Origin of the sequence: Frigoribacterium sp. PhB118, assembly GCF_003751725.1 — a bacterium.
In the GTDB taxonomy this organism is placed as follows: domain Bacteria; phylum Actinomycetota; class Actinomycetes; order Actinomycetales; family Microbacteriaceae; genus Frigoribacterium.
The window spans coordinates 1-23519 of sequence record NZ_RKID01000002.1; the positions used below are offsets into that span (position 1 = coordinate 1).

Annotated in this window: 20 protein-coding genes; 5 read left to right on the plus strand and 15 right to left on the minus strand. The window is 71.0% G+C overall.

Features of this window, described 5'->3' with window-relative positions; translation table 11 throughout:
* Nucleotides 1–496 precede the first annotated feature (496 nt).
* The 5 genes from EDF21_RS07015 to EDF21_RS07035 all read right to left on the minus strand — a co-directional run bounded on the left by EDF21_RS07015 (nucleotide 497) and on the right by EDF21_RS07035 (nucleotide 6178).
* On the minus strand, nucleotides 497–1513 hold the full coding sequence (locus EDF21_RS07015; protein ID WP_123570866.1) for a YeiH family protein: 1017 nt from the start codon (nucleotides 1511–1513) through the stop codon (nucleotides 497–499).
* A 9-nt stretch (nucleotides 1514–1522) separates the two neighbouring features.
* Nucleotides 1523–2293: a fumarylacetoacetate hydrolase family protein gene (locus EDF21_RS07020; RefSeq protein WP_123570867.1), complete on the minus strand. Its 771-nt coding sequence runs from the start codon at nucleotides 2291–2293 to the stop codon at nucleotides 1523–1525.
* Complete coding sequence (locus EDF21_RS07025) at nucleotides 2290–3423, minus strand: branched-chain amino acid aminotransferase (protein WP_055978278.1); 1134 nt, start codon at nucleotides 3421–3423, stop codon at nucleotides 2290–2292. Before EDF21_RS07025 ends, EDF21_RS07020 begins: the two co-directional genes overlap by 4 nt.
* A gap of 8 nt (nucleotides 3424–3431) precedes the next feature.
* Nucleotides 3432–4517, minus strand: a complete 1086-nt coding sequence (locus EDF21_RS07030) for a 3-isopropylmalate dehydrogenase (protein ID WP_055978277.1) — start codon at nucleotides 4515–4517, stop codon at nucleotides 3432–3434.
* A 116-nt stretch (nucleotides 4518–4633) separates the two neighbouring features.
* Nucleotides 4634–6178 carry an MFS transporter gene (locus EDF21_RS07035; protein ID WP_123570868.1) on the minus strand — a complete coding sequence of 515 codons (1545 nt, stop codon included), beginning with the start codon at nucleotides 6176–6178 and terminating at the stop codon, nucleotides 4634–4636.
* Between the two features lie 142 nt (nucleotides 6179–6320).
* Between EDF21_RS07035 and EDF21_RS07040 the strand changes: the two genes are divergently transcribed.
* Nucleotides 6321–6887: a TetR/AcrR family transcriptional regulator gene (locus tag EDF21_RS07040; RefSeq protein ID WP_199736284.1), complete on the plus strand. Its 567-nt coding sequence runs from the start codon at nucleotides 6321–6323 to the stop codon at nucleotides 6885–6887.
* A 21-nt stretch (nucleotides 6888–6908) separates the two neighbouring features.
* Here EDF21_RS07040 and EDF21_RS07045 read toward each other — a convergent pair whose 3' ends face one another.
* The 4 genes from EDF21_RS07045 to EDF21_RS07060 all read right to left on the minus strand — a co-directional run bounded on the left by EDF21_RS07045 (nucleotide 6909) and on the right by EDF21_RS07060 (nucleotide 10232).
* Entirely contained in the window at nucleotides 6909–7970 is a 1062-nt protein-coding gene (locus tag EDF21_RS07045; RefSeq protein ID WP_123570870.1) for a beta-propeller fold lactonase family protein, read from the minus strand.
* Nucleotides 7967–8326 (minus strand): chorismate mutase, encoded by a 360-nt coding sequence (locus EDF21_RS07050; protein ID WP_123570871.1) that lies wholly within the window; start codon nucleotides 8324–8326, stop codon nucleotides 7967–7969. Before EDF21_RS07050 ends, EDF21_RS07045 begins: the two co-directional genes overlap by 4 nt.
* A 129-nt stretch (nucleotides 8327–8455) precedes the next feature.
* The gene (locus EDF21_RS07055; protein WP_123570872.1) at nucleotides 8456–8881 is read right to left on the minus strand and encodes an organic hydroperoxide resistance protein; all 426 of its coding nucleotides are present in this window, start codon (nucleotides 8879–8881) and stop codon (nucleotides 8456–8458) included.
* Nucleotides 8882–8945: 64 nt separating this feature from the next.
* Entirely contained in the window at nucleotides 8946–10232 is a 1287-nt protein-coding gene (locus EDF21_RS07060; protein ID WP_055978268.1) for an adenylosuccinate synthase, read from the minus strand.
* Nucleotides 10233–10399: 167 nt separating this feature from the next.
* On the opposite strand from EDF21_RS07060, the gene EDF21_RS07065 reads away from it, so the two are divergent.
* The gene (locus EDF21_RS07065; RefSeq protein WP_123570873.1) at nucleotides 10400–11878 is read left to right on the plus strand and encodes a xylulokinase; all 1479 of its coding nucleotides are present in this window, start codon (nucleotides 10400–10402) and stop codon (nucleotides 11876–11878) included.
* Between the two features lie 62 nt (nucleotides 11879–11940).
* Nucleotides 11941–12663, plus strand: a complete 723-nt coding sequence (locus tag EDF21_RS07070; RefSeq protein ID WP_055978265.1) for a metal-dependent transcriptional regulator — start codon at nucleotides 11941–11943, stop codon at nucleotides 12661–12663.
* 115 nt (nucleotides 12664–12778) lie between these two features.
* Here the strand turns inward: EDF21_RS07070 and EDF21_RS07075 are convergent, their stop codons facing one another.
* The 6 genes from EDF21_RS07075 to EDF21_RS07100 all read right to left on the minus strand — a co-directional run bounded on the left by EDF21_RS07075 (nucleotide 12779) and on the right by EDF21_RS07100 (nucleotide 20780).
* Nucleotides 12779–13999, minus strand: a complete 1221-nt coding sequence (locus EDF21_RS07075) for an ROK family transcriptional regulator (RefSeq protein WP_123570874.1) — start codon at nucleotides 13997–13999, stop codon at nucleotides 12779–12781.
* Between the two features lie 112 nt (nucleotides 14000–14111).
* Entirely contained in the window at nucleotides 14112–16394 is a 2283-nt protein-coding gene (gene yicI, locus EDF21_RS07080; RefSeq protein WP_123570875.1) for an alpha-xylosidase, read from the minus strand.
* Nucleotides 16395–16419: 25 nt separating this feature from the next.
* Nucleotides 16420–17334 (minus strand): carbohydrate ABC transporter permease, encoded by a 915-nt coding sequence (locus EDF21_RS07085; RefSeq protein ID WP_056049601.1) that lies wholly within the window; start codon nucleotides 17332–17334, stop codon nucleotides 16420–16422.
* A complete protein-coding gene (locus tag EDF21_RS07090) occupies nucleotides 17334–18332 on the minus strand; it encodes a carbohydrate ABC transporter permease (protein ID WP_082454854.1) in 999 nt (332 codons plus the stop codon). The genes EDF21_RS07085 and EDF21_RS07090 overlap by 1 nt, the downstream gene beginning before the upstream one ends.
* A gap of 2 nt (nucleotides 18333–18334) precedes the next feature.
* A complete protein-coding gene (locus EDF21_RS07095; protein ID WP_123570876.1) occupies nucleotides 18335–19630 on the minus strand; it encodes an ABC transporter substrate-binding protein in 1296 nt (431 codons plus the stop codon).
* A gap of 133 nt (nucleotides 19631–19763) precedes the next feature.
* Complete coding sequence (locus EDF21_RS07100) at nucleotides 19764–20780, minus strand: LacI family DNA-binding transcriptional regulator (RefSeq protein WP_055978259.1); 1017 nt, start codon at nucleotides 20778–20780, stop codon at nucleotides 19764–19766.
* 229 nt (nucleotides 20781–21009) lie between these two features.
* Here EDF21_RS07100 and xylA point away from each other — a divergent pair, with 229 nt between their 5' ends.
* Together xylA and EDF21_RS07110 are read left to right on the plus strand one after the other, a co-directional pair.
* Complete coding sequence (gene xylA, locus EDF21_RS07105) at nucleotides 21010–22203, plus strand: xylose isomerase (RefSeq protein WP_123570877.1); 1194 nt, start codon at nucleotides 21010–21012, stop codon at nucleotides 22201–22203.
* 141 nt (nucleotides 22204–22344) lie between these two features.
* Nucleotides 22345–23490 carry a glycosyltransferase gene (locus tag EDF21_RS07110; protein ID WP_123570878.1) on the plus strand — a complete coding sequence of 382 codons (1146 nt, stop codon included), beginning with the start codon at nucleotides 22345–22347 and terminating at the stop codon, nucleotides 23488–23490.
* Nucleotides 23491–23519 lie beyond the last annotated feature (29 nt).

A 23519-nucleotide genomic window follows, 5' to 3' on the forward strand; every position in this document is an offset into this window, starting at 1 on the left:
TTGATGCTGACTAAAGAACAAAACAATCTGACGATTGTTGTTGTCCATCAATCTCAAAGAAACCTAAACACCACTCACAACCCCACCAAAGATGAAGCCACAAGCAATGCCAGGGTATAATTTGGCATTTGACAATGTGCACGCTGTTGAGTTCTCAAGGACCAAACGCACCAGGGACCCAGCCTTGAAAGACCTTTGCCCTGAGCAGTTCTGTAACCTTTTGCACTGACCGACGATGCCGAGACCGTGCCGACGTCCCTTGCGGAACGAGCCGTAACTCTACATCATCTTGATCAGTGTTCGCAACTCACTTGGTCCGAGGCTGTGAAGCAACTCGAGGACTTGGAAGTTGGTCCCACTTGAGGGCCGGGGAAGCTTCGCTCCGCCCGCACCTTTGGGGTGACAAGTGATTACTTTACGCAGCCCGAGACGGGTATGGCCAAACTTCGTGCATCCCGGGCGTGTCGCCCGCCACGTCCCCGCGGGGACGTCGCCGCTACCCCAGGGGCAGCACGAGCACGGCGCCCAGCGACACCGAGGCGATGACGATCCACGAGGCCAGGCCCACGAGGAAGGCGCGGCCGCCGGTGCGGACGAGGCGCTCGAGGCGGATGCCCGACCCGAGGCCGACGAGTGCGAGCCCGAGCAGGACCGACTGGACCGTCCCCGCGGTCGCGAGCAGCGCCTCCGGAACCGGGACCACCGTCCGGACGACGACCGCGACGGCGAAGCCGACGACGAACAACGGCACGATCGGCGGCCGGGCGCCGGCGTCGGCACCCCGTCGGCGGACCACGGTCGACGTGATCGCCACGATCGGGGCGAGCATCAGGACCCGCGTGAGCTTGACGATGACCGCGATCGCGAGTGCGGCCGCTCCGGCGGTCTGCGCCGTGGCGACCACCTGACCGACGTCGTGCACGCTCGCCCCCACCCAGGCACCGAACTCGAGGTCGCTCAGACCGACCCACCCGCCGATCAGGGGCAGGACGGCGATCGCGAGCGTGCCGAACAACGTGACCAGAGCGACGGGAGTCGCGGCGTCCTTGCCACGATCGCGGGTCACGGCACTCACCGCGCCGATCGCCGACGCCCCGCAGATCGAGAAGCCGGCCGCGAGCAGGAGGGGTTGGTCACCGGGGAGCCGGGCCCATCGGCCGAGCAGGTAGGTGACCGCGAACGTGAGCCCGAGGATCGCGATCACGACGACCACCGTCGCCCACCCGAGCCCGGCGACGTCGACGAGGCTGAGCTGGAGCCCGAGCAAGACGACGCCGATGCGCAACAGTCGCTTCGAGGCGAAGGTCAGTCCGGGCTTGCCGCTGCCGTCGATGACCGGGCGGAGGGGCCGGACCTGGGCGGCCGCGATGCCGAGCAGGACGCACCAGGTCAGGACGGGGACCGCCGGCAACACGAGGTGCAGGCCCCACGCCACCCCGTAGGCGACCCCGGCCAGCAGGAGCCCCGGCACCGGATTCGCGCGCGGCGGCGCGTCGACGGCGGCGGGGCTCACCGGGCGGGCCTAGACCCGGTTCTTGGCGGGGTTGATCAACGAGCCGAGGCCCGAGATCGCGACCTCGACCGTCTGGCCCGACGTGAACGGACCGATGCCGGCGGGCGTGCCGGTCAGGATGACGTCCCCCGGCAGCAGGGTGAAGACGTCGGTGACGTACTCGATCAGCTCGGGGATCTTGTGGATCATCTGCATCGTCGACTCACGCTGCATGACCTCGCCGTCCACCCGGGTCTCGATGGTGGCGTCCGTCCAGTCGAATTCGTTCTCGATGTAGGGGCCGAGGGGCAGGAAGGTGTCGTAGCCCTTCGCGCGGGTCCACTGGCCGTCGGCGTTCTGCACGTCGCGGGCCGTGACGTCGTTGGCGACGGTGTAGCCGAACACCACGTCCTGGTAGTCCTCGGCCTTCACGCGCTTGGCGATCGACCCGATCACGATGGCGAGTTCACCTTCGAAGTCGACCCGGCCGACGTCGGGCGGGAGCTGGATCGAGTCGCCGAAACCGATGACCGTCGTGTTGGGCTTGAGGAACAGGATGGGCGCCTCGGGCGCGGACTGGCCGAGCTCGTCGGCGTGGTCCTGGTAGTTCAGGCCGACTCCGACGACCTTGGACCGCGGGATCACCGGCGCGAGCAACTTGGCCTGACGCAGGGACACCCGCTCGCCCGTCGTCTCGTACCCGCTGTACATGGGATCACCGGCGAGGACGATGAGCTCGCGCTCGTCGACGATGCCGTAGCGGGGGTCTTCTCCGGGCGTGGCGAAACGGGCGATCTTCACGCGTCGAGCCTAGTCATCCAGCCGTGGACATCGGGACGGCGGCCGTACTGGATGTCGGTCAGCTCTTCGCGCAGGGACATGGTCAGTTCTCCACCGGTCGCGGCGGGCGACCCGATGTGGATGCCCTCGCCCTTGAGTTCGGCGATCGGGACGACGACGGCGGCCGTGCCGCACGCGAAGACCTCGACGATGTCGCCGGACTCGACGCCGTCACGCCACTCGTCGATCGTCACGCGACGACGCTCGACGCGGTGGCCCCGGGCCTCGGCCAACTCGAGGATCGAGTCGCGCGTGATGCCCTCGAGGATCGAGTCGCTGTCGGGAGTGACGAGGGTGCCGTCCTTCTTGACGAGCACCACGTTCATCCCGCCGAGCTCTTCGATGTAGTTGCTCTCGGACGAATCGAGGAACAGCACCTGCTGGCAACCGTTCTCGTAGGCCTCCTGCTGCGGCAGCAGGGACGACGCGTAGTTGCCGCCGGTCTTGGCCGCACCCGTGCCGCCCTTGCCTGCTCGCGCGTAGTTCGTCGTCAGCCAGATCGAGACCGGAGAGACGCCGCCGCTGAAGTAGGCCCCGGCCGGACTCGCGATCACGTGGTACGACACCTCGTGGGCGGCCCGGACCCCCAGGAACGCCTCGGTGGCGATCATGAACGGCCGGAGGTACAGGCTCGTCTCGGGGGCCGACGGCACCCAGTCGAGATCGGCCCGCACGAGTTGGCGGACCGATTCGACGAAGTCGTCGGTGCTGAGCTCGGGCAGCGCGAGTCGGCGGGCCGAGCGCTGCAGGCGGCGACCGTTGGCGTCCGGCCGGAACGACCAGACCGAACCGTCGGCGTGCCGGTAGGCCTTCATGCCCTCGAAGATCTCTTGCGCGTAGTGCAGCACCGACGCCGACGGGTCGAGCTGCAGCGGGCCGTACGGGTGGACGGACGCCGCGTGCCACCCGTCGGCGAGGGTCCACTCGATGGTCACCATGTGGTCGGTGAAGTGCTTGCCGAAGCCGGGGTCGCTGAGGATCGTCTCGCGTTCGGCGTCGTCGCGTGCCGTCTCGGACGGCGTCAGCTCGAACTGCAGCGGGAAGTCGGCCGAGTCGTCGGTCGGGGCGGAGACGTTGTCGGTGGTGGTCATGATGCCCTTCAGGCGGAGGCAGACGGGGACAGGGTGCGCACGCGGTCGGCGATCGCCGTGCCGATCTCGTCCGTGCGGCGGGCGGGGACGGACGCGTCACGCGAGGCGCGGTCGGCGATGTCGGCGTCGACGGCCCGGGTGACGCGGGCGGCCGCGTCGGGCAGGCCGAGGTGGTCGAGCAGGAGGGCGACGGAGAGGATCGCCGCCGTCGGGTCGGCCTTCTGCTGACCGGCGATGTCGGGGGCCGAGCCGTGCACGGGCTCGAACATGCTCGGGAAAGCGCCGTCGGGGTTGAGGTTGCCCGATGCCGCGAGCCCGATGCCGCCGCTGATGGCGCCGGCGAGGTCGGTGAGGATGTCGCCGAAGAGGTTGTCGGTGACGATGACGTCGAACCGGGAGGGGTCGACCACGAGGTGGATGGTGGCCGCATCGACGTGCTGGTAGTCGACGGCGACGTCGGGGTACTCGGCGGCCACGGCGTCGACGGTGCGCTGCCAGAGGCTGCCCGAGAACACGAGCACGTTGGTCTTGTGCACGAGGGTCAGGTGCCCACGACGACCGCGGGCCTTCTCGAAGGCGAAACGCACGACGCGCTCGACGCCGTGCGCCGTGTTGACGCTGACCTCGTTCGCGATCTCGTGCGGCGTGCCCTGCCGCAGCGCGCCTCCGTTGCCGACGTAGGGACCCTCGGTGCCCTCGCGGACGACGACGAAGTCGACCTCGCCGGGCGCCGAGAGCGGCGACGGGACGCCGGGGTGGACCTTGGTGGGCCGCAGGTTGACGTAGTGGTCGAGGGCGAAGCGCAGCTTCAGCAGCAGGCCACGCTCGATGATGCCGCCCGCCAGTCGCGGGTCGCGGGGGTCGCCGCCCACCGCTCCCAGCAGGATCGCGTCGTGCGACGCGACGGCCGTCAGGTCGTCGTCGGTCAGGATGTCGCCCGTCTCGAGGTAGCGCGCCGCACCCAGCGAGAAGGTCGTGACCTCGAACGTCGCGTCGTCGCCGGCCGCGACCTCGAGCACCTTGAGGGCCTCCGCGACCACCTCGGGGCCGATGCCGTCTCCGGGGATGGCGGCGAGTCTGACGGTGCGGGGCATGGTTCTCCTGGCGTCTCGGGGGGCTCGCCACACTTTACCCGTGGGCAGGTGGGCCGCGCGGGCGCTGCGGCCGGCTCGGGCCACCCGTGCCGGGGTGGCCCGGACGGCCCGGGGCCTCAGTCGGCCGAGGAGGCGCGGCGGAGGGTCGTGAGGGCGACCACCACCGCGGCGACCATCACCAGTGCCCCGACCCCGGCCGTGGCGACGAGACCGTGGTCGAAGGCGTCGGTGGCGGCGTGCAGCAGGGGGCCCGCGAGCGAGTCGGGCAGCCCGTCGGAGACCGCCACCGCGCCTCCCAGGGTCTCGCGGGCGGCCTCGCCCGCCTCGGTGGGCACGCCGGCGGGCACGACCAGGGCACCCCGGTAGATGGCGGTCAACATGCTGCCGAGCACGGCGGTTCCGAGGACGGCACCGACCTCGTAGGCGGTCTCGGACACCGCCGAGGCGGCCCCGGCCCGATTCGCGGGCACGGCCGCGATGATCAGGTCGTTCGAGATCGTCTCGGCCGCGCCGACGCCCAGGCCGACGAAGGCGAAGGCCACGACGAACACGACCACGGGGGCCCCGGCGCCGGTGGCGAAGACCGCCGCGTAGGCGAGGGCGGCCGAGGCGAGGCCGATCGCGACGATGGTGCGCGGGCGGAGCCACCGGACGACCCGCACGACGCCGAGGCCCGCCAGGATCATCACCGCGAGACCGGGCACCAGCGTCAGCGCGGCCTGCAACGGCTGCAGCCCCACGACGAGTTGCAGGTGCTGGGTCGTGAAGAACAGGAAGGCCACGAGCGCCACGACGGCGAGCAGGTTGACCAGGACCGATCCGGCGAACACCGGGTTCGTGAAGAGCCGCACGTCGAGCAGCGGACGCGGGCGGGCGAGCTGACGCCGGACGAACAGCCAGCCCGAGCCCACGCCGACCACCGCCAGGGCGGCGACGGGCCAGACGAAGCCGTCGGTCGCGAGCAGCTTGATCGCCGCGACGACCGGCGCCATGGCCGCGAGCGACAGCAGAACCGAGAACGGGTCGGCGGGCCCCGGCGCGGGATCGCGGCTCTCGGTGAGCAGCAGCGGGCCGGCGATCAGCAGGGGGACGAGCACGGGCACCGCGACGAGGAACACCGAGCCCCAGGCGAAGTGCTCGAGGAGCACGCCGCCGACGATCGGGCCCAGGGCCGATCCGGCGGCGAAGCCCGAGGCCCAGACGGCGATCGCGAGCCGGCGCTGCTCACGGTCGAGGAAGGTGCTGCGCAGCAGCGAGAGGGTCGCCGGCATGATCATCGCGCCGAAGAAGCCCAGCACCGCTCGTGCCGTGATGAGCTGCTCGGCGCTCGTGGAGAACGCGGCGAGCACCGAGACGACGGCGAATCCGCTCGCACCGGTCAGCAGCAGCTTGCGGCGGCCGAACCGGTCGCCCATCGACCCCATGGCCACGAGCAGGCCGGCGAGGACGAGCGAGTAGACGTCGACGATCCAGAGCTGGCCCGCGGCGCTCGGCTGCAGGGCGGTCGAGATCTCGGGCAGGGCGAAGCTCAGCACCGTGTTGTCGACCGAGACGAGCAGCACCGGCAGCATGAGCACGACCAGCGCGGCCCACTGTCGTCGGCCGGCACGCGGCGGGACGCCGGTCGGGGTCGTGGCGGTGACGGTGGCGGGGCGGGTCATGGCGTTCTCTCGCGGTCGGTGGAGTCGTGGGTCGATCGACGGTGCGCGTACCGCCTGACGCCGGCGGCCGACGAGGGCAGGAGGCGCGGGTGCCGACCGTCCGGACGGTACAGTTACACCGTCCAGACGGTACAGTAACAGAATGAGCCCTCGACCGTCAGCCCGGGAATCGATGCTCGACACGTTCGAGACGCTCGTCGTCGACGACGGCGAACGCGCCGCGACCTTCGATGCCGTGGCCGCCGCGGCCGGGGTCTCGAAAGGCGGCCTGCTCTACCACTTCCCCACGCGCGAGGCGCTGGTCGACGCCCTCGTCGACCGCCTCACCGCGCTGCTCGACGACGACGTCGCGGCGATGACCAGCGCGCCGGAGGGCGTCGTGGACTACTTCGTCCGCACCTCGTCACCCGCGGCCATCCCGGCCGACGACCCGCTCGACCGCTGCATCACCGCCGTCTCGAACCTCGCGGCGAGCGGACGCCACCCCCGGGCACTCGAGGCCCTCACCGCCATGCAGTCCCGCTGGCACCAGGTCGTCCTCGACGCCGTCGGCGACCCCGCGGTCGCCCGGGTGGTGTCGCTCGTCTCCGACGGGCTCTACTTCACGCCGCGGCCCTTCTCACCGGTGGACTCGGGCGGCGACCCGCGCCACGACACGTCGATCGACGACGTCATCGCCGTGCTGCAGCGGCTCGTGCCGCGACGCTGACCCGCGCCTCCTGCGGTCCGGTCAGACGGCGACGATGCAGGCGGGGCTGCCGAGGGTGAACAGGTCGACGGGGGCCCCGGGCAGACCGGTGGCCTCGTCGACGGGCAGCACCGAGACGGTGTCGGAACCCTGGTTGGCGCAGTAGAGCAGGCCGTCGGCGATGGTGAAATGCCGCGGCCACTCGCCGCCGCACGGCACCTGACCGACCAGGCGGAGCCGCGAGGGCTCGCCGCCGTCGGACCCGCCCTCGGCGTCGACCGAGGTCTCGAGCACGCTGATCGTGTCGCGGCCGCGCGTGGCGACGTAGACCCGCGAGCCGTGGACGGCCAGGTGCGACGGGAGGTCTCCCCGCTCGTTGGGCTCGCCCTCGACGACCGCCACCGAGTACGGGATGACGAGGTCGTCACCCTGCCTCCGGACGACGTACAGACGGGCGTCGAGCTCGCCCACGACGAGCAGGTCGTCGCCGAGGAAGGCGAGGTGCCGCGGGCCCGAGCCGGCGGGCATCGGGTGCACGCCGACGATCGACGGTTCGAGCGTGACGACGTCGACGGCGACCTCGACCAGCCGGTCGGTGCCGAGGTCGCTCACCAGGTGGGTGCCCCACGGGGTCGCGACGATCTGGTGGGCGTGCGGCCCGCCCTGGCGGTCGGCGACCGGGCCGGAACCCGACGGGAGCGCGACGGTCGCCGTCACGCGTGCCGGGTCGGTCGCCTCGGAGCTGAGCACGCCGAAGGTGCCGCCGACGTAGTTCGCGACGAGCAGGGCGTTCGAGGCCGGGTCGTGGGCGATGTGGCAGGGCGAGGCACCGCCGGACGCCGCGACGCCGGCCTCGACCAGGCGGCCCGCGGCGATCGTGTACGACAGCACGCGGCCCTCGTTGGTCTCGGCGACCGCGTGCAGGGCTCCTTCGGTGACGACGAGGAACGACGGGTCGTCGGCCTCGACGACCTGCCCGGCCTGCCAGCGACCGTCGGCCCTCGACCGCTCGAGGACGGTGATGCCGAGGCCGTGGCCACCGCTGACCGCGGTGTACGAACCGACGTAGAGACGCTGGGGACCGGACGGGCCGAGGTCGCTCATGCGCGGCCGGCGGTGGGGTCGTCGCCGGCGGCGATGCGCTCGTGGTGGTGGATCACCTCGGCGACGATGAAGTTCAGGAAGGACTCGGCGAAGGCCGGGTCGAGCCGGGCCTCTTCTGCCAGGCGACGCAGGCGCTGGATCTGCACGCGCTCACGTTCGGGATCGCTCGCCGGCATGCCCGCCGCCGCCTTGAGCAGGCCGACCGACTGCGTGTACTTGAACCGCTCGGCGAGCATGTGGACGAGGGCGGCGTCGATGTTGTCGATGCTCTGGCGGATGCCCGAGAGTTCGTCGATCGCGCCCTGGTCGGCCGAGCTGAGGGGGCTGTCCGCCCCGAGAGGACTGTCGAGTGCCATGCACCGACCCTATCGGCGCGCCCGACGACGGGGCCGCCGACGGACCGCCACGGACGAAGGAGGCGCGTCCCGCTCTCGCAGGACGCGCCTCCTTCACGGCCGGGTCGCCCCGCGCGGGGCGGGCCGGGATCAGTCGACCAGCGTGAGCGTGACCTCGACGTTGCCACGCGTGGCGTTCGAGTACGGGCACACGTGGTGGGCCGCGTCGGCCAGCTCTTGACGACGCTCGGGCTCGACGTTCGGCGTGTAGATGTCGAGCTCGACCGCGAGGCCGAATCCGCCCTCGCCGTTGCCGCCGATGCCGACGCTCGCCGAGACCTCGGCGTCCTTCGTGTCGACGCCGAGCGTCTTGCCGGCGCCGTGCATGGCGCTGAGGAAGCAGGCGGCGAAGCCCGCGGCGAACAGCTGCTCGGGGTTGGTGCCCTCGCCGGAGCCACCGAGTTCTTTGGGGGGCCGCGTGTCGAAGTCGAGTCGGTCGTCTTCGCTGCGGACGTGGCCGTCACGACCCCCACCGGTGGCGTGGGCGATGGCGGTGTAGGCGATGTCGAGTGTCATGAGGAGAAGACCATACCTAGATTCTGGGAGTTGGCTCGGTGGCGGGTGAGTGTGGTAGCGCGGCTCAGCCGAGCAGGTCGTGCCGCTGCACGATGGCGTCACGGCCCGGGCCCACGCCGATCGCCGAGATGCGGGCGCCGCTCATCGCCTCGACGGCGAGCACGTAGTCCTGCGCGGCCTTCGGCAGGTCGTCGAAGTCGCGCGCCCCCGTGATGTCTTCGCTCCACCCCGGGAACTCTTCGTAGATCGGCGTCGCGTGGTGGAAGTCGCTCTGCGAGACGGGGACCTCGTCGTGCCGGACGCCGTCGACGTCGTAGGCCACGCAGACCGGGATCGTCTCGAGGCCGGTGAGCACGTCGAGCTTGGTCAGCACGAAGTCGGTCACGCCGTTGATCCGCGCCGTGTAGCGCGCGATCGGGGCGTCGTACCAGCCGCAGCGGCGAGGACGGCCGGTGGTCGTGCCGAACTCGAAGCCGTTTGCCCGGAGGAACTCGCCCGAGGCGTCGAAGAGCTCGGTCGGGAACGGCCCGGCGCCGACGCGGGTCGTGTACGCCTTGACGATGCCGATGACGCGCTCGATGCGGCCCGGCCCGATGCCCGAGCCGGTCGAGGCGCCTCCTGCGGTGGCGGACGACGAGGTGACGAACGGGTAGGTGCCGTGGTCGACGTCGAGCATGGTCGCCTGGCCCGCCTCGAAGAGGACGGTCTTGTCGGCCTCGAGCGCCTGGTGGATCTCGAGCGCCGTGTCGGCGACCATCGGCTTGAGCCGCTCGGCGTACGAGAGCAGCGACTCGACGACCTCGTCGACCTCGATCGCACGACGGTTGTAGATCTTGACGAGCAGGTGGTTCTTCTGGTCGAGGGCCGCCTCGACCTTCTGCCGCAGGATGCCCTCGTCGAAGATGTCCTGCACGCGGATGCCGACGCGGTTGATCTTGTCGGCGTAGGTCGGGCCGATGCCTCGACCGGTGGTGCCGATCTGGCGCTTGCCGAGGAAGCGCTCCGTCACCTTGTCGAGGGTGCGGTGGTAGTGCGTGATGACGTGCGCGTTGGCGCTGACCCGCAACCGGGAGACGTCGATGCCGCGCGCGATCAGCGCGTCGAGCTCGTCGAAGAGCACCTCGATGTCGACGACGACGCCGTTGCCGATGACGGGCGTCACGCCGGGCGAGAGGATGCCGGAGGGCAGCAGGTGCAACGCGTACTTCTGGTCGCCGATCACCACGGTGTGGCCGGCGTTGTTGCCGCCGTTGAACTTGACGACGTAGTCGATGCGGCTCGACAACAGGTCGGTGGCCTTGCCCTTGCCCTCGTCGCCCCACTGGGCTCCGATGATCACCACTGCTGGCATGGGTTTCTCCTCACGTCGGGGGAACGCACCGGGTGAGGTGCACTTGAGTCTACCGACAGGCTCGTCCGGGCCGCCCGGACGGCCCGGGTCCCGTCGCGGAGGCGCGGCGCGCGACCCGCGGGACACCGCCGGTGGCCATTTGTGGTCACGTACGACAAACTGTGCCCATGAGTCTCGTCGCCGGGGTCGACTCATCGACCCAGAGTTGCAAAGTCGTCGTCCGTGATCTCTCGACGGGCGAACTCGTCCGGCAGGGGTCGGCCGGGCATCCCCAGGGCACCGAGGTGCCCCCGGCGGCCTGGTGGGAGGCGCTGCTCGCGGCGATCGTGGACGCCGGCGGCCTCGACGACGTCGCCGCGCTCTCGGTCGCCGGTCAGCAGCACGGCCTCGTCGCCCTCGACGCCGAGGGACGCGTCGTCCGCGACGCCCTGCTCTGGAACGACACCCGCAGCGCCCCGGCCGCCCGCGATCTGATCGACGAGCTCGGGGCCGAGCAGTGGGCCCGACGCACGGGCTCCGTCCCCGTCGCGTCGTTCACCGCGACCAAGCTGCGCTGGCTGCGCGACGCCGAGCCCGAGAACGCCGCGCGGGTCGCCGCGGTGGCCCTGCCGCACGACTGGCTCACCTGGCGCCTCCTCGGTTTCGGTCCCGCCGACGAGAGCCCGCTCGGGCCCGACCTCGACGCCCTCGTCACCGACCGCTCGGACGCCAGCGGCACCTCGTACTGGAGCCCCACCGGGGAGGCGTACGACCTCGAGCTCTTCGAGCACGCCTTCGGTCGCGGGGCACGCGAGGCCACCGGCTCCCCCGCGGGCGATGCCGGGCGCGTCGTGCTGCCGCGGGTGCTGCAGGCCGACCAGGCGGCCGGGACGACGGTCGCGGACGGCCCGATCCCGGCCGGCATCGTGATCGGCGCCGGCGCGGGCGACAACGCCGGGGCGGCCCTCGGCCTCGACGCCACGGTCGGCGACCTCGTCATCAGCATCGGCACGAGCGGGACGGCCTTCGCCGTCACCGACCGGCCCGTGACCGACCCCGGTGGCACGGTGGCCGGCTTCGCGGACGCCGCGGGTGGCTACCTCCCCCTGGTCGCCACGCTGAACGCGGCCCGGGTGCTGTCGTCGGTCGGCGGACTGCTCGGCGTCGACCACGACGAACTGGCCCGTCTGGCCCTCGCGGCCGAGCCCGGCGCCGGCGGGGTCACGCTGGTGCCCTACTTCGAGGGCGAACGCACCCCCGACCTGCCCGACGCCACGGCGACGCTCTCGGGCCTGACCCTGGCGAACTCCACCCGCGAGAACCTGGCCCGCGCCGCCGTCGAGGGCATGCTGTCGGCACTGTCCGACGGTGCCGCCGCCGTCCGCCGACAGGGCGTCCAGGCCACCCGCGTCCTCCTCATCGGCGGGGCCGCGCTCAACCCGGCCGTCCAGGCCGTCGCCCGCCAGGTGTTCGACCTGCCCGTCGTCGTGCCCGAGCCGGGCGAGTACGTCGCCGACGGCGCGGCACGACAGGCGGGCTGGGCCCTCTCGGGGACGCGACCGACCTGGACCCCGGCGACCAGCGCCTCCTTCGAGGCCGACCTGCGACCCGCCGTCGGCGAGCGCTACCGGGCCGCGCAGGGGCTGGGGTCGTTGCCCCGCCCGTGACCCCGGTGCGCCGGGCGCGGACGACAGCAGGAGGCGCGGGTGGCGCCGCCTAGGATCGGACCATGCCCAGCGACCCGGCCAGCACGCGCACCACCATGGCCGAGGACTACCTCAAGGTCATCTGGAAGGCCGAGGAGTGGGCCGAGGCAGGAGTCGGCGCCGGCATCTCGACCAACGAGATCGCCGCGACGCTCGGCGTGAGCGCGTCGACCGTCTCGGGCAACCTCCGCAAACTCGACCGCGACGGCTACCTCGACTACGAGCCCTACCGGCGCATCGCCCTGAGCGACGCGGGCCGTGCGATCGCCGTGTCGATGGTCCGGCGACACCGGCTGATCGAGACGTACCTGGTCGAACGCCTGGGTTACGGCTGGGACGAGGTGCACGACGAGGCCGAGGTGCTCGAGCACGCCGTCAGCGATCGGTTGCTCGACCGGTTCGACGTCGAGCTCGGACACCCCACGGCCGACCCGCACGGCGACCCGATCCCCGCGGCCGACGGCACGGTCGTGCGGCCTGCCGCCCATCCGCTGGGCGACTTCGTCGAGGGCGAGTGCGGCTTCGTCGTGCGCGTCTCGGACGACGAACCCGAGCTGCTGCGCTACCTCAGCTCGCTCGACCTGCGGGTCGGCGCCCACGTGCGCGTCGGCGAGCGTCGCGACTACGCCGGCTCGCTGCAGGTCGTGCTGACCGACGCGCACGACCGGGCGGTCGGCAGCGTCGAACTGGCCGGCGTCGCCGCGGCGTCGGTGTGGGCGAACTCCGAGCCGCACACGCACGCCTGACGCGGGGGCGGGCGGCCCTGCGTGCCCGCCTGCCCGCCACGAGGTGAGTAACCCGCCACCCGATTGCGTGGCGGGTCGTTCACTTCGTGGCGGGTCGAACGCCACGAGGACGACGTCAGGAGGCGCGGGTCACGGACGCAGGGTCGGCCAAGACGGCGGCGAAGGCCAGTTCGGCCGCTCCGATCGTCAGCCGGTCCACGCCGAGGGCGGCGCGGGTGATCCGCACGTCGTCGCGGGCGCCGGGCAGGGACTGACCGCGGACCCGCTCGGCCAGACGGCCGGGGTCGGCCGCGTGCAGCGATCCGAGGAAGCCGCCGAGCACGATCAGCGCCGGGTTGAACGAGTTCACGACGCCTCGCAGGGCCACGGCCAGGAAGTCGATCTGACGCCGCACCTCGACGGCCACGGGCGACCCGGGCTCGGCGCCGGCGAGCGCCGCGTCCAGCTGGTCGGCCTGACCACGGTCGAGTCCGGTGACGGTGAGCAACCGGGCCTGACCGACCTCGGTCTCGAGGCACCCCACGGCGCCGCAGTGGCAGAGCTCGCCGACGGAGTTGACGAGGGTGTGCCCGATCTCGCCGGCAAAACCCCCCACGCCGGTCACCGGACCGCCACCGATGAGGACTCCCCCGCCGACACCACTCGCACCGCCGTTCAGGAACACGAGGTCGTCGACGCCCCGCCCGGCCCCGAAGCGGCCCTCGGCGATCGCACCGAGCGACGCGTCGTTGGCCGCGCGGGTCGGCAGGCCGGTCGCGGACGCCACGACGGCCGCGAACGGCTCGTCGATCCACCCGAGGTGCGGGGCGAGCCGCACGACTCCCCCGTCGGACCCGACCAGCCCGGGGACCGCGAGACCCACCCCGAGCACCCGCACGTCGGGAGACAGCGCGCCGGAGCGCAGCCCGGCGATCACCTCAGCGGCGAGCGCCGCGGCCCGGGGCGCGCTGGGCACCCCGTCGGTCTCGCGACGGACTCGATGCTGCACGACGCCGTCGAGCCCGACCACGCCGACCGTGACGGCGTCGATCTCGGGGTTGACCGCGATCGCGACGACACGGGGGTCCGGCGCCACGACCGGGCTGGGCCGCCCGACCCGGTTGGTGCCGACCGGGTCGGTCTCGACGACGAGTCCCCGGTCGACGAGTTCACCCACGAGCGCCGCGATCGTCGACCGGTTGAGCCCGGTCGCCTGGGTGAGGGCCGACCGCGACGCGGCCCCGTCGGTGTGGACGATGCCGAGCACCGTCGCGAGGTTTTCCCGCCGGACCCGGTCGAACCGCGCACCGAGGTCGGGAGCCGCTGCGCCCTCACCGTCGCCCTGCTGAGTCGTCACGCCCGCGCCCCTTCGTCGGTCGAGGCTACCTCGACCTCGCCGGGCGGCGCGTCGAGGACGCCACGCCGCCCGGTGCCTGAGTCGCCCGCCGGCCCCGGCCCCGGCCCCGGCGTCAGACCTCGTCGACCCGCCAGCCGGTGGCGGCGGTGTCGACCGACACCGCGCCTCCTGACCGCGTGACGACGAAGTCGGCGGACTCGCCGGTGGGCGTGGTCACCGTGATCGAGCGGGTGCCGTCACCCCCGGGGAACACCTTCAACACGAGACCGTCGAGGTAGTCGTGGTCGGGCCGGTCGTCCCGCGCTCCGATCGGGATCACCGCCCCCTCGCGCACGTAGAGCGGCAGGCTCATGACGTCGTGTCGCTCGGTGCGCCACGTCCCGGACCCCGCGTCGACGACCTCGCCGGTGAACCAGTTCGTCCAGCGCCCCGCCGGCAGGTAGACCTCGACGGTGCCGTCGGCCGAGAAGACCGGTGCGACCAGCAGGTCGTCTCCGAGCAGGTACTGCGTGTCGACGTGGGCGGCGCCGCGGTCGCCGGGGAAGGCCAGGGCCATCGGACGCATGACCGGCAGTCCCGAGCGCGACGACGCGAGCCCGGCGGCGTAGAGGTAGGGCATGAGGGACAGCTTCAGCTTCGTGAAGCGGCGGGTGACCTCGACGGCCTCGTCGTCGAAGGCCCACGGCACCCGGTACGACGAGCTGCCGTGGAACCGGCTGTGGCTCGACAGCAGGCCGAAGGCCGTCCACCGCTTGTAGACCTCGGCGTCGGGAGTCCCCTCGAAGCCGCCGATGTCGTGGCTCCAGAACGAGAAGCCGCTCATGGCCAGGGACAGTCCGCCGCGGAGGGTCTCGGCCATCGACTCGAAGGTGGACGTCGAGTCGCCACCCCAGTGCACGGGAAGCGCCTGACCGCCCGTCGTCGCCGAGCGGGCGAAGACGACGGCGTCGCCCTCGCCGCGCACCTCCTCGAGCACCTCGAAGACCGCCTGGTTGTAGAGCTGCGTGTACCAGTTGTGCATGCGCTCGGGGTCGGAGCCGTCGTGCCAGACGACGTCGGTGGGGATGCGCTCGCCGAAGTCGGTCTTGAACGCGTCGACCCCCTGGGCCTGCAGCCGACGCAGGTGCCCCTGGAACCAGGCCGTCGCCTCGGGGTTCGTGAAGTCGACCAGGCCCATGCCGGCCTGCCAGAGGTCCCACTGCCAGACGCTGCCGTCGGGGTTCCGCACGAGGTAACCGGCCTCGGCCGCCTCGCGGAACAGTGCCGAGCGCTGACCGATGTACGGGTTGATCCAGACGCAGACGCGCAGGTCGCGCTCGTGCAGCCGGGCGAGCATGCCCTCGGGGTCGGGGAACACGCGGGGGTCCCACTCGAAGTCGCACCACTGGAACTCGCGCATCCAGAAGCAGTCGAAGTGGAACACGCTGATCGGCATGTCGCGGCGGGCCATCTCGTCGACGAAGCCCGTGACCGTCGCCTCGTCGTAGTCGGTCGTGAACGACGTCGACAACCAGAGACCGTACGACCAGGCCGGCACGTGGGCCGGCCGACCGGTCAGGCGCGTGTACCGGTCGAGCACGTCGGCGGGCGTCGGGCCGGCGATCACCAGGTAGCGCAGGGTCTCGCCCGCCACCGAGAACTGCACCCGCTCGACCGACTCGGAGCCGATCTCGTACGAGACGTGACCCGGGTGGTCGACCAGGACGCCGTACCCGCGGTTCGTGACGTAGAACGGGACGTTCTTGTAGGCCTGCTCGCTCGACGTGCCCCCGTCGGCGTTCCACACGTCGACCGTCTGGCCGTTCTTGACCAGCGGGCCGAACCGCTCGCCGAGGCCGTAGACGAGCTCGCCGACGCCCAGCGAGAGTTGCTGCGAGACGTAGCTCGGCGCGAGGACGCGTCCGGTGCCGGCCCGGGCGTTGCCGAGCATCGCCCCGTCGACCTGGGCGTCCGCGGCGACCCGGTGGTAGCCGACCGACTTGTGGCCCGACCGGGTGAGCACGGTGTCGCCGTCGCGGAACGTCAGCTCGAACGGCGCTCCGCGACCGACCGTGGCCGTGAGGCGTCCCGAGGTCAGGGTCGCACCTCCTTCGCTCGTCTCGACGACCCCGACCCCGGCGGGGCCGCCCTCGGAGCCCACCAGGTCGAACCCGATCTCGTCACGACCACCGGCGAAGTGCGTGACGTCGACGGCGATCACGCCCTCCATCGGCGAACTCAGCGCGATCGTCAGCGTCGGGCGGTTGAGGGTGTCGCCCCGCGAGCCGATCACCTTGGTGGGTGCGGTGACCTCGATCGAGCGTCCGTCCGCCCGGGGCTCGACGTCGTGGGCTTCCTGGGCGAAGAGGGACTCGACCCCCGGGCGGATCTGCCAGAAACCGTCGGTGAACTTCATGTGGAGCCTTTCGGGGTGGAACGCGTCACTTGACCGCGCCGGCCGTGATGCCGCGGGTCAGGGTGCGCTGGAAGATCAGGAAGAAGACGAGCGTGGGGATCAACCCGAGCAGGGCCGACGCGCTCGTCGTGGTGACGTCCATCAGCCGGTCGCCCTGCAGGGCGGTGATGGCGACGGGGACCGTCTGGTTGCCGTTGGACACGAGGAAGGTGAGCGGGATGAGGAACTCGTTCCACGTCCAGATGAAGAAGAAGATCGCGAGCACCGACAGGGTCGGCCGACTGATCGGCACGATGACCCGCCAGAGGATCTGCCACCGACTCGCCCCGTCGAGCGACGCCGCCTCGAGGACCTCTTTCGGGAACGTGCCGTACACGCTCGAGAGCAGGTAGGTGCCGAAGGCGCTCTGGATCACCGTGAAGATGATGATGACCGCCCAGATGTTGTCGTAGAGGCCCACCTGCTTGAACATGAAGTACAGCGGGTAGAGCAGGGCCTCCTGCGGCAGCATGTTCGCGAGCAGGAACAGCACGATGATCCAGGTGCGACCGCGCACCCGGCCGATGCCGAGCGCGTAGGCGTTGAAGACCGAGATGACCACGGCGAACAGGGCCACCAGCCCGGCGATCACGAAGCTGTTCCAGAGCTTGGCCGGGAACTCGACGCGGTTCCAGAAGTCGACGAGGCCGTCGAAGTACAGCGACGTCGGCAGGCTGAGCGGCCCTCCGGTCGTGTAGTCGGCGGGCGACTTGAACGAGTTGACCAAGATCAACAGGAACGGCAGGGCGATCAGCACGCCGAAGGCGATCGCCGCGGCGAGGATCAGCCAGTCGGTGGCCGTCTTCTTGCGCCCCCGTTGCCTGGCCTTCGGGAGGCGCGGGCTGGGCACCGCGGGACGGATGCGGTCGTCTTTCACCGGCGGCACGACGGTCGTGGCCATCAGCGTTCCCTCTCTGCTCGTTCGACCCGGTTCTGTGCCCGGATGAAGAAGATGGTGATGACGACGATGACAAGCGTCAGCGCCGTCGCGATGGTCGCGCCGTAGCCGACCTGCTGGCTCTGGAAGAACTCGCTGTACGCGTAGTAGCTCGGCACGATCGTCGAGTCGCCGGGGCCGCCGCGGGTCAGGGCGTAGATCGGTCCGAACACCTTCAACGCGGCGATCGTGCAGGTCAGCACGACGACGAAGATCTCGGGGCGGATGATGCTCACCGTGATCGCCCGGAACCGCTGGAACCAGCCGGCGCCGTCGAGTTCGGCGGCCTCGTACAGCTCGGGGTCGACCCGTTGCAGTGCGGCCATGAAGATGACGACGGGATAGCCGAGCTGCACCCAGACCATCACCACCATGATGCTGAGCAGCGCGGTGTCGGGGCTGCCGAGCCAGTTGTGCTGCAGGGCGCCCAGCCCCACCGCGTCGAGGACGGTGTTGAGCGCGCCGTTCTCGGGTCGGAGTATCCAACCGATGACGATCGCGGCGATCGCCACGGGCAGGATCTGCGGCAGGTAGTAGGTCGCCCGCAGGAACGACGCCAGACGGCCGCCGAACTTCCGGCCGATCAGGTCGAACAGCATCGCGGCGAGCAGGAGGCCCAGCACGGTGGGGACCACCACCATGGCGATGATGAGGAAGACGCTGTTGAGGAAGGACGTCCAGAAGCGGTCGTCGCTCATCAGCTCGCGCCAGTTGTCGAGCCCCGCCCAGGTCGGCGGGCGGATGCCCCGGTAGTCGGTGAAGCTGAGGTAGACGTTCCAGATCAGCGGGACCAGGATCACGACCGCGAACAGGACGAAGCCGGGGATCAGGTACAGCCAGAAGCCCGCGCGGCGGGCTCCGGGCAGGAGGCTCTCCTCCGGCGGGAGGGCCGACGACGTGCGTCGGCCCTCGCGACGGGGGCGCGCCTCCCTGGCACCGGGGCGGGTGTCGAGGGAGGTCACGGCTACTTCCCGGTGATGTCGTCGACGCCGCTCTGGTACTGGTCGCCCAGGGTGGTGAGCATCTCGTCCGGCGTGGCGGTGCCGTTGACGAGCTCCTGGGTGCCGGCGACCAGCTGGTCGTAGAAGGTCGGCGTGGGCCAGTCCGGGTAGAACGCCAGGCCGTCGCGGTCGAGCAAGGTGTTGAAGTTCGCGATCAACTCCTGGCTCTTCGGGTCGGTGATGTCGGCCGGGTCGGCCTTCACCGGCACGCCGCCGTTGTTGCCGATGAGGTTCTGGATCTCGGGGCGCATCGTGATGTCGATGAACTCGTACGCGAGGTCCTTGTTGGCCGCGTTCTCGGGGACGACCCAGAGGTTGCCGCCCGACCCGGGTGCCATGTCGCTGCCGGGGAACAGGAACGTGCCCCAGTCGAAGGTCGCCTCGTCGGCGACCCGTCCGGCCCACCAGCTGCCGGAGACCATGATCGGCGCCCCGCCGCTCATGAAGGTCGTGCCCATGTCCTCGGCCTTGATGCCGGTGACGTCCTTCGAGATCCAGCCGTTGTCGACGTACTCCTTCAGCTTGTCGGCGGCGTAGGTCAGCTCGGGGCCCTGCCAGTCGACGTCGCCCTCGTAGAGCTGGTAGTCGTCGACGAACGAACGGTCGGCCTTGGAGAGGGCCAGCTGGTAGAACAACTGCCCGAGCGGGTACTCGCCACCGGCCTCGGCGAGCGGCGTGATGCCGGCGTCGGCGAAGGTCTGCAGGGCCGTCTCGAACTCGTCGTACGTCGTGGGCACCGCGATGCCCTGCTCGGCGAAGGCGTCCTTGTTGTAGAACACCTCGACGTACTCGCCGTAGTTCGGGATGCCGTACCAGCTGCCCGAGCCCATGACGCCCTTCTCGTCGTACTTCGAAGTCGTGGCGATCGACGGGGCGAGGTCGTCGTCCCAGCCGTACTCGTCGACGGCGTCGTCGAGGTTCGCGAGCAGCCCCTGGCTCGCGAGCAGGCCCGCCGTGGCGTTGCCCTTGTTGTACTCGAGGATGTCGGGCGCCTCGTTCGAGTTGAGCACCTGGCTCGCGGTCGAGCGGATCTGCTCGAAGCTCTTCTCCTCGAACTCGACCTTCGCACCCGTCTCTTCCTCGAAGGTCGTGATGGCCTGGTCCCAGGCGATGCCCATGGCGCTGGTCTCGCTCTCGAAGTGCCAGAGCTTCAGCACGTCGGGGTCGGACGACCCCGAGCTGCCTGCCGAGCACCCGGTCAGCAGCGCCGCGGTGGCCGCGAGGGCCGCCCCGACGGCGACGATGCGTCGTTTCTTCATGTGTCTACCTCCTCGTAGAGGCCCCGTGCCGATCGTCGAAGCGTTTCGACGATCGGCGTGGAGCGATGTGATCTGGCCGTCGGATGACGGTGGTGCGGTGGTGCGGTGGTGCGGTGGTGCGGTCGGTGGGGGTTCAGGAGGCGCGGGCCGGCCCGGAGACCGAGCCCTTCGCCAGGTAGGTGGGCGCGATCAACTCGACGCCCGTGTCGAGACGACCGTCGATCCGCTCGAAGGCGGCCCCGACCGCCCGCGAGCACATCTCGTCGATCGGCAGCGGGATGGTGTCGAGGGCCGGCTCGAACTCGTCGGCGGGGTAGCTGGCACAGGCCGCCAGCACCGAGAGGTCGCGGGGGATCTCGAGCCCGAGGCGGCGGACGCGCTGGAGGACGGCCTCGGCGGTGGGCTCGCTGCAGTGCAGCACGAGCGCGGTCATGCCGGGCAGCCTCTCGCGGAGGTCGTCGAACGCCCTGACGGCCGACGCCCGCCCGAGGTCCGCCGCCACGGTCAGCGTCTCGACGCCGCGGCTGTCGGCCCGGCCTGCGAAGGCGTCGTCGAAACGTCGGATGAAGCCGGTGTCGCGCTCGCCGTAGGAGGCCGGGTGACCGATGACGCCGATGGTCCGGTGCCCGGCGTCGGCCAGACGGTCGACGCTCTCGGCGGCTGCGGCCGCGAAGTCGAGGTCGATGCAGGCGAGGTCGTCGACGCCCTGCGGGATGCCGATGAACCCGGCCGGCAGGTCGAGTTCGCGCACGAGGTCGACGCGCTCGTCGACGGTCGCGACGCCGATCGCGACGACGCCGTCGACGAGCGAGCTCGAGGCCACGCGCCGGATGCCGGACACCTCGTCGTCGGTGGCGAGGAGCAGCACGTCGTAGTCCCGACGACGGGCCGCCTCGACGACGGCGGTGACGAACCGCATCTGGGTGGGCTGGTGGTTGTCGGGCCGGATCGGCGCGCTGAGCGCCAGGATGTTGGTCCGGGCACCGGCGAGCATGCGGGCTCCGGCATGCGGCCGGTAGCCGAGCCGCTCGACGGCGTCGGTGACCCGCTGCCGGGTCGACGCCGCGATCGACCGCTTGCCGGACAGGGCGTACGAGACCGTCGAGATCGACACACCGGCGGCCTGGGCCACGTCGTGGATCGTCGTCATGATGACCTCGCTGTCGATTGCCGAACGGGTGCGGAAGCGCTTCGACTGCCGCGGGTCGAGACACTACGTCAGCCGCGACGGGGCGCGCAAGTCTTTTGTGGGAGCCCGCGACAAATGGCCCCGACCTCTTCCGCGCCGACGAAAGACGGGATATGTTGAGGCTCACAACATTCGCGTCGGGGCGGGATCGCCCCACGCGACCGACCGCTCGACCCTGGAAGGGACACCGATGTCCACCACCCCCACCCGCGAAGACAAGTTCTCGTTCGGCCTCTGGACGATCGGCTACAACGGCTCGGACCCCTTCGGCGGCCCGACCCGCCCGCAGCTCGACGTCGTCGAGGCCGTCGAGAACCTCGACCGCCTCGGCGCGTACGGCCTGACCTTCCACGACGACGACCTGTTCGCCTTCGGCTCAAGCGACGCCGAACGCCAGAAGCAGATCGACCGCCTGAAGGGCGCCCTCGACGCGACCGGGATCGTCGTGCCGATGGTCACCACGAACCTCTTCAGCGCCCCCGTCTTCAAGGACGGCGGCTTCACCTCGAACGACCGCGGCGTGCGACGTTTCGCCCTGCGCAAGGTGCTCCGCAACATCGACCTCGCCGCCGAGCTCGGCGCGAAGACCTTCGTCATGTGGGGTGGTCGCGAGGGCGCCGAGTACGACAGCGCGAAGGACGTGCAGGCCGCCCTCTCGCGCTACAAGGAGGGCGTCGACATGCTCTCGCAGTACGTGCTCGACAAGGGCTACGACCTGCGCTTCGCGATCGAACCCAAGCCCAACGAGCCCCGCGGCGACATCCTGCTGCCGACCCTCGGTCACGCGATCGCGTTCATCGAGACGCTCGAGCACCCCGAGATGGCCGGCGTGAACCCCGAGGTCGGTCACGAGCAGATGGCCGGACTGAACTTCACGGCCGGCATCGCCCAGGCGCTCTACCAGGGCAAGCTCTTCCACATCGACCTCAACGGCCAGCGTGGCATCAAGTACGACCAGGACCTCGTGTTCGGCCACGGCGACCTCCAGAACGCCTTCTCGCTCGTCGACCTGCTCGAGCACGGCTCGCCCCAGGGCGGACCGACCTACGACGGCCCGCGCCACTTCGACTACAAGCCCTCGCGCACCGAGACGATCGACGGCGTGTGGGAGTCCGCGGCCGCCAACATGCGGATGTACCTGCTCCTCAAGGAGCGCGCGCAGGCCTTCCGCGCCGACCCCGAGGTGCAGGAGGCCCTGGCCGCCAGCCAGGTCGCCGAGCTCTCGGTGAACACCCTCGCCGACGGTGAAGGCTACGAGCAGTTGCTCGCCGACCGCGCCTCCTACGAGGACTTCGACGCCGACGCCCACTTCGGTGGACACGGGTACGGCTTCGTGCGGTTGCAGCAGCTCGCCCTCGAGCACCTGATGGGTGCTCGAGGCTAGAGCCCGGCGCGTCGGCGTTCGCATCGCGAGCGCCGACGCGCCCCGTCCCGTCGGGCGGCCGACCCGGCGGCACCAGCAGGGGGCAGGAATCCGGTATATTACGAGTATTGCTCTGAAGACCGGCCGAACGGATCGACCTCGATGACTGCCCGCCCCTTGCGCCCCCGCCGCTCGGCGACCGATCGACCGTCGGTCGCCGTCATCGGCACCCGCGGCTACCCCAGCTACTACGGCGGATTCGAGACCGCGGTGCGCCGGATCGCCCCCGCCCTGGTCGACGCCGGCTGGGACGTCACGGTCTACGGTCGCGACGGGTCGACCCGCGACGACGACCCCGCCCGCGACCGTCGGGTCACCTCCCGCCTGACGAAGGGCGTCGAGAGCAAATCGCTCAGCACCCTGAGCTACGGCCTCACCGCCGTGCTGGACGCCCTCGTGCGCCGGCCCGACGCGGCCCTCGTCATGAACGTGGCCAACGGCTTCTGGCTGCCCTTGCTCAGGCTGCGCGGCATCCCCGTGCTGGTCAACGTCGACGGCATCGAGTGGGAGCGTGCCAAGTGGGGACGCGCGGCGAAGACGGTGTTCCGTCTCGGAGCAAAGGCCAGCGCGCGCTTCGCGAACGGGCTGATCTGCGACGCCCGCGAGATCGTCCGGCGCTGGCAGGCCGACTTCGGCGTGGACGGCCTGTTCATCCCCTACGGCGGCGACCCGGTCCGCGACCTGCCGGTCGAGCCGGGCCAGCGACACCGCGGGTACGCCCTGGTCGTCGCGCGCTTCGTCCCCGAGAACACCGTCGTCGAGTTCGTCGAGGCGGCCCGCTCGATCGCCGAGCGGCACGACGTGGTCATCGTCGGCTCGACCGGCTACGGCGGCGAACTCGACGAGCTCGTGCGCGGACTGGCCGAGGCGAACGACCGCGTGACCTGGCTCGGCCACGTCAGCGACGACGATCGTCTGCACGCCCTCTGGCAGCACGCCGGGGCCTACTTCCACGGCCACAGCGTCGGCGGCACGAACCCGGCGCTGGTGCAGGCCATGTTCGCGGGGGCGCCCGTCGTCGCGCGCGACACCGTCTACAACCGCGAGGTGCTCGACGGAGCCGGCACCCTCGTGGCGCCCGAGCCCGCCGCCATCGCCGCCGCCGTCACCGCGCTGCTCGACGATCCGGCCGAGCAGGAACGCCTCAGCGCGGCGGCCCTCGCTCGTGCCGCGGACGCCTACACCTGGCAGTCCGTCTGCGACGCCTACGAGGAGGCGCTGCGAGCGACCCTGCCCCGCTCGCGCTGACCGACGATCCCCCCGCACAATAACTTGCA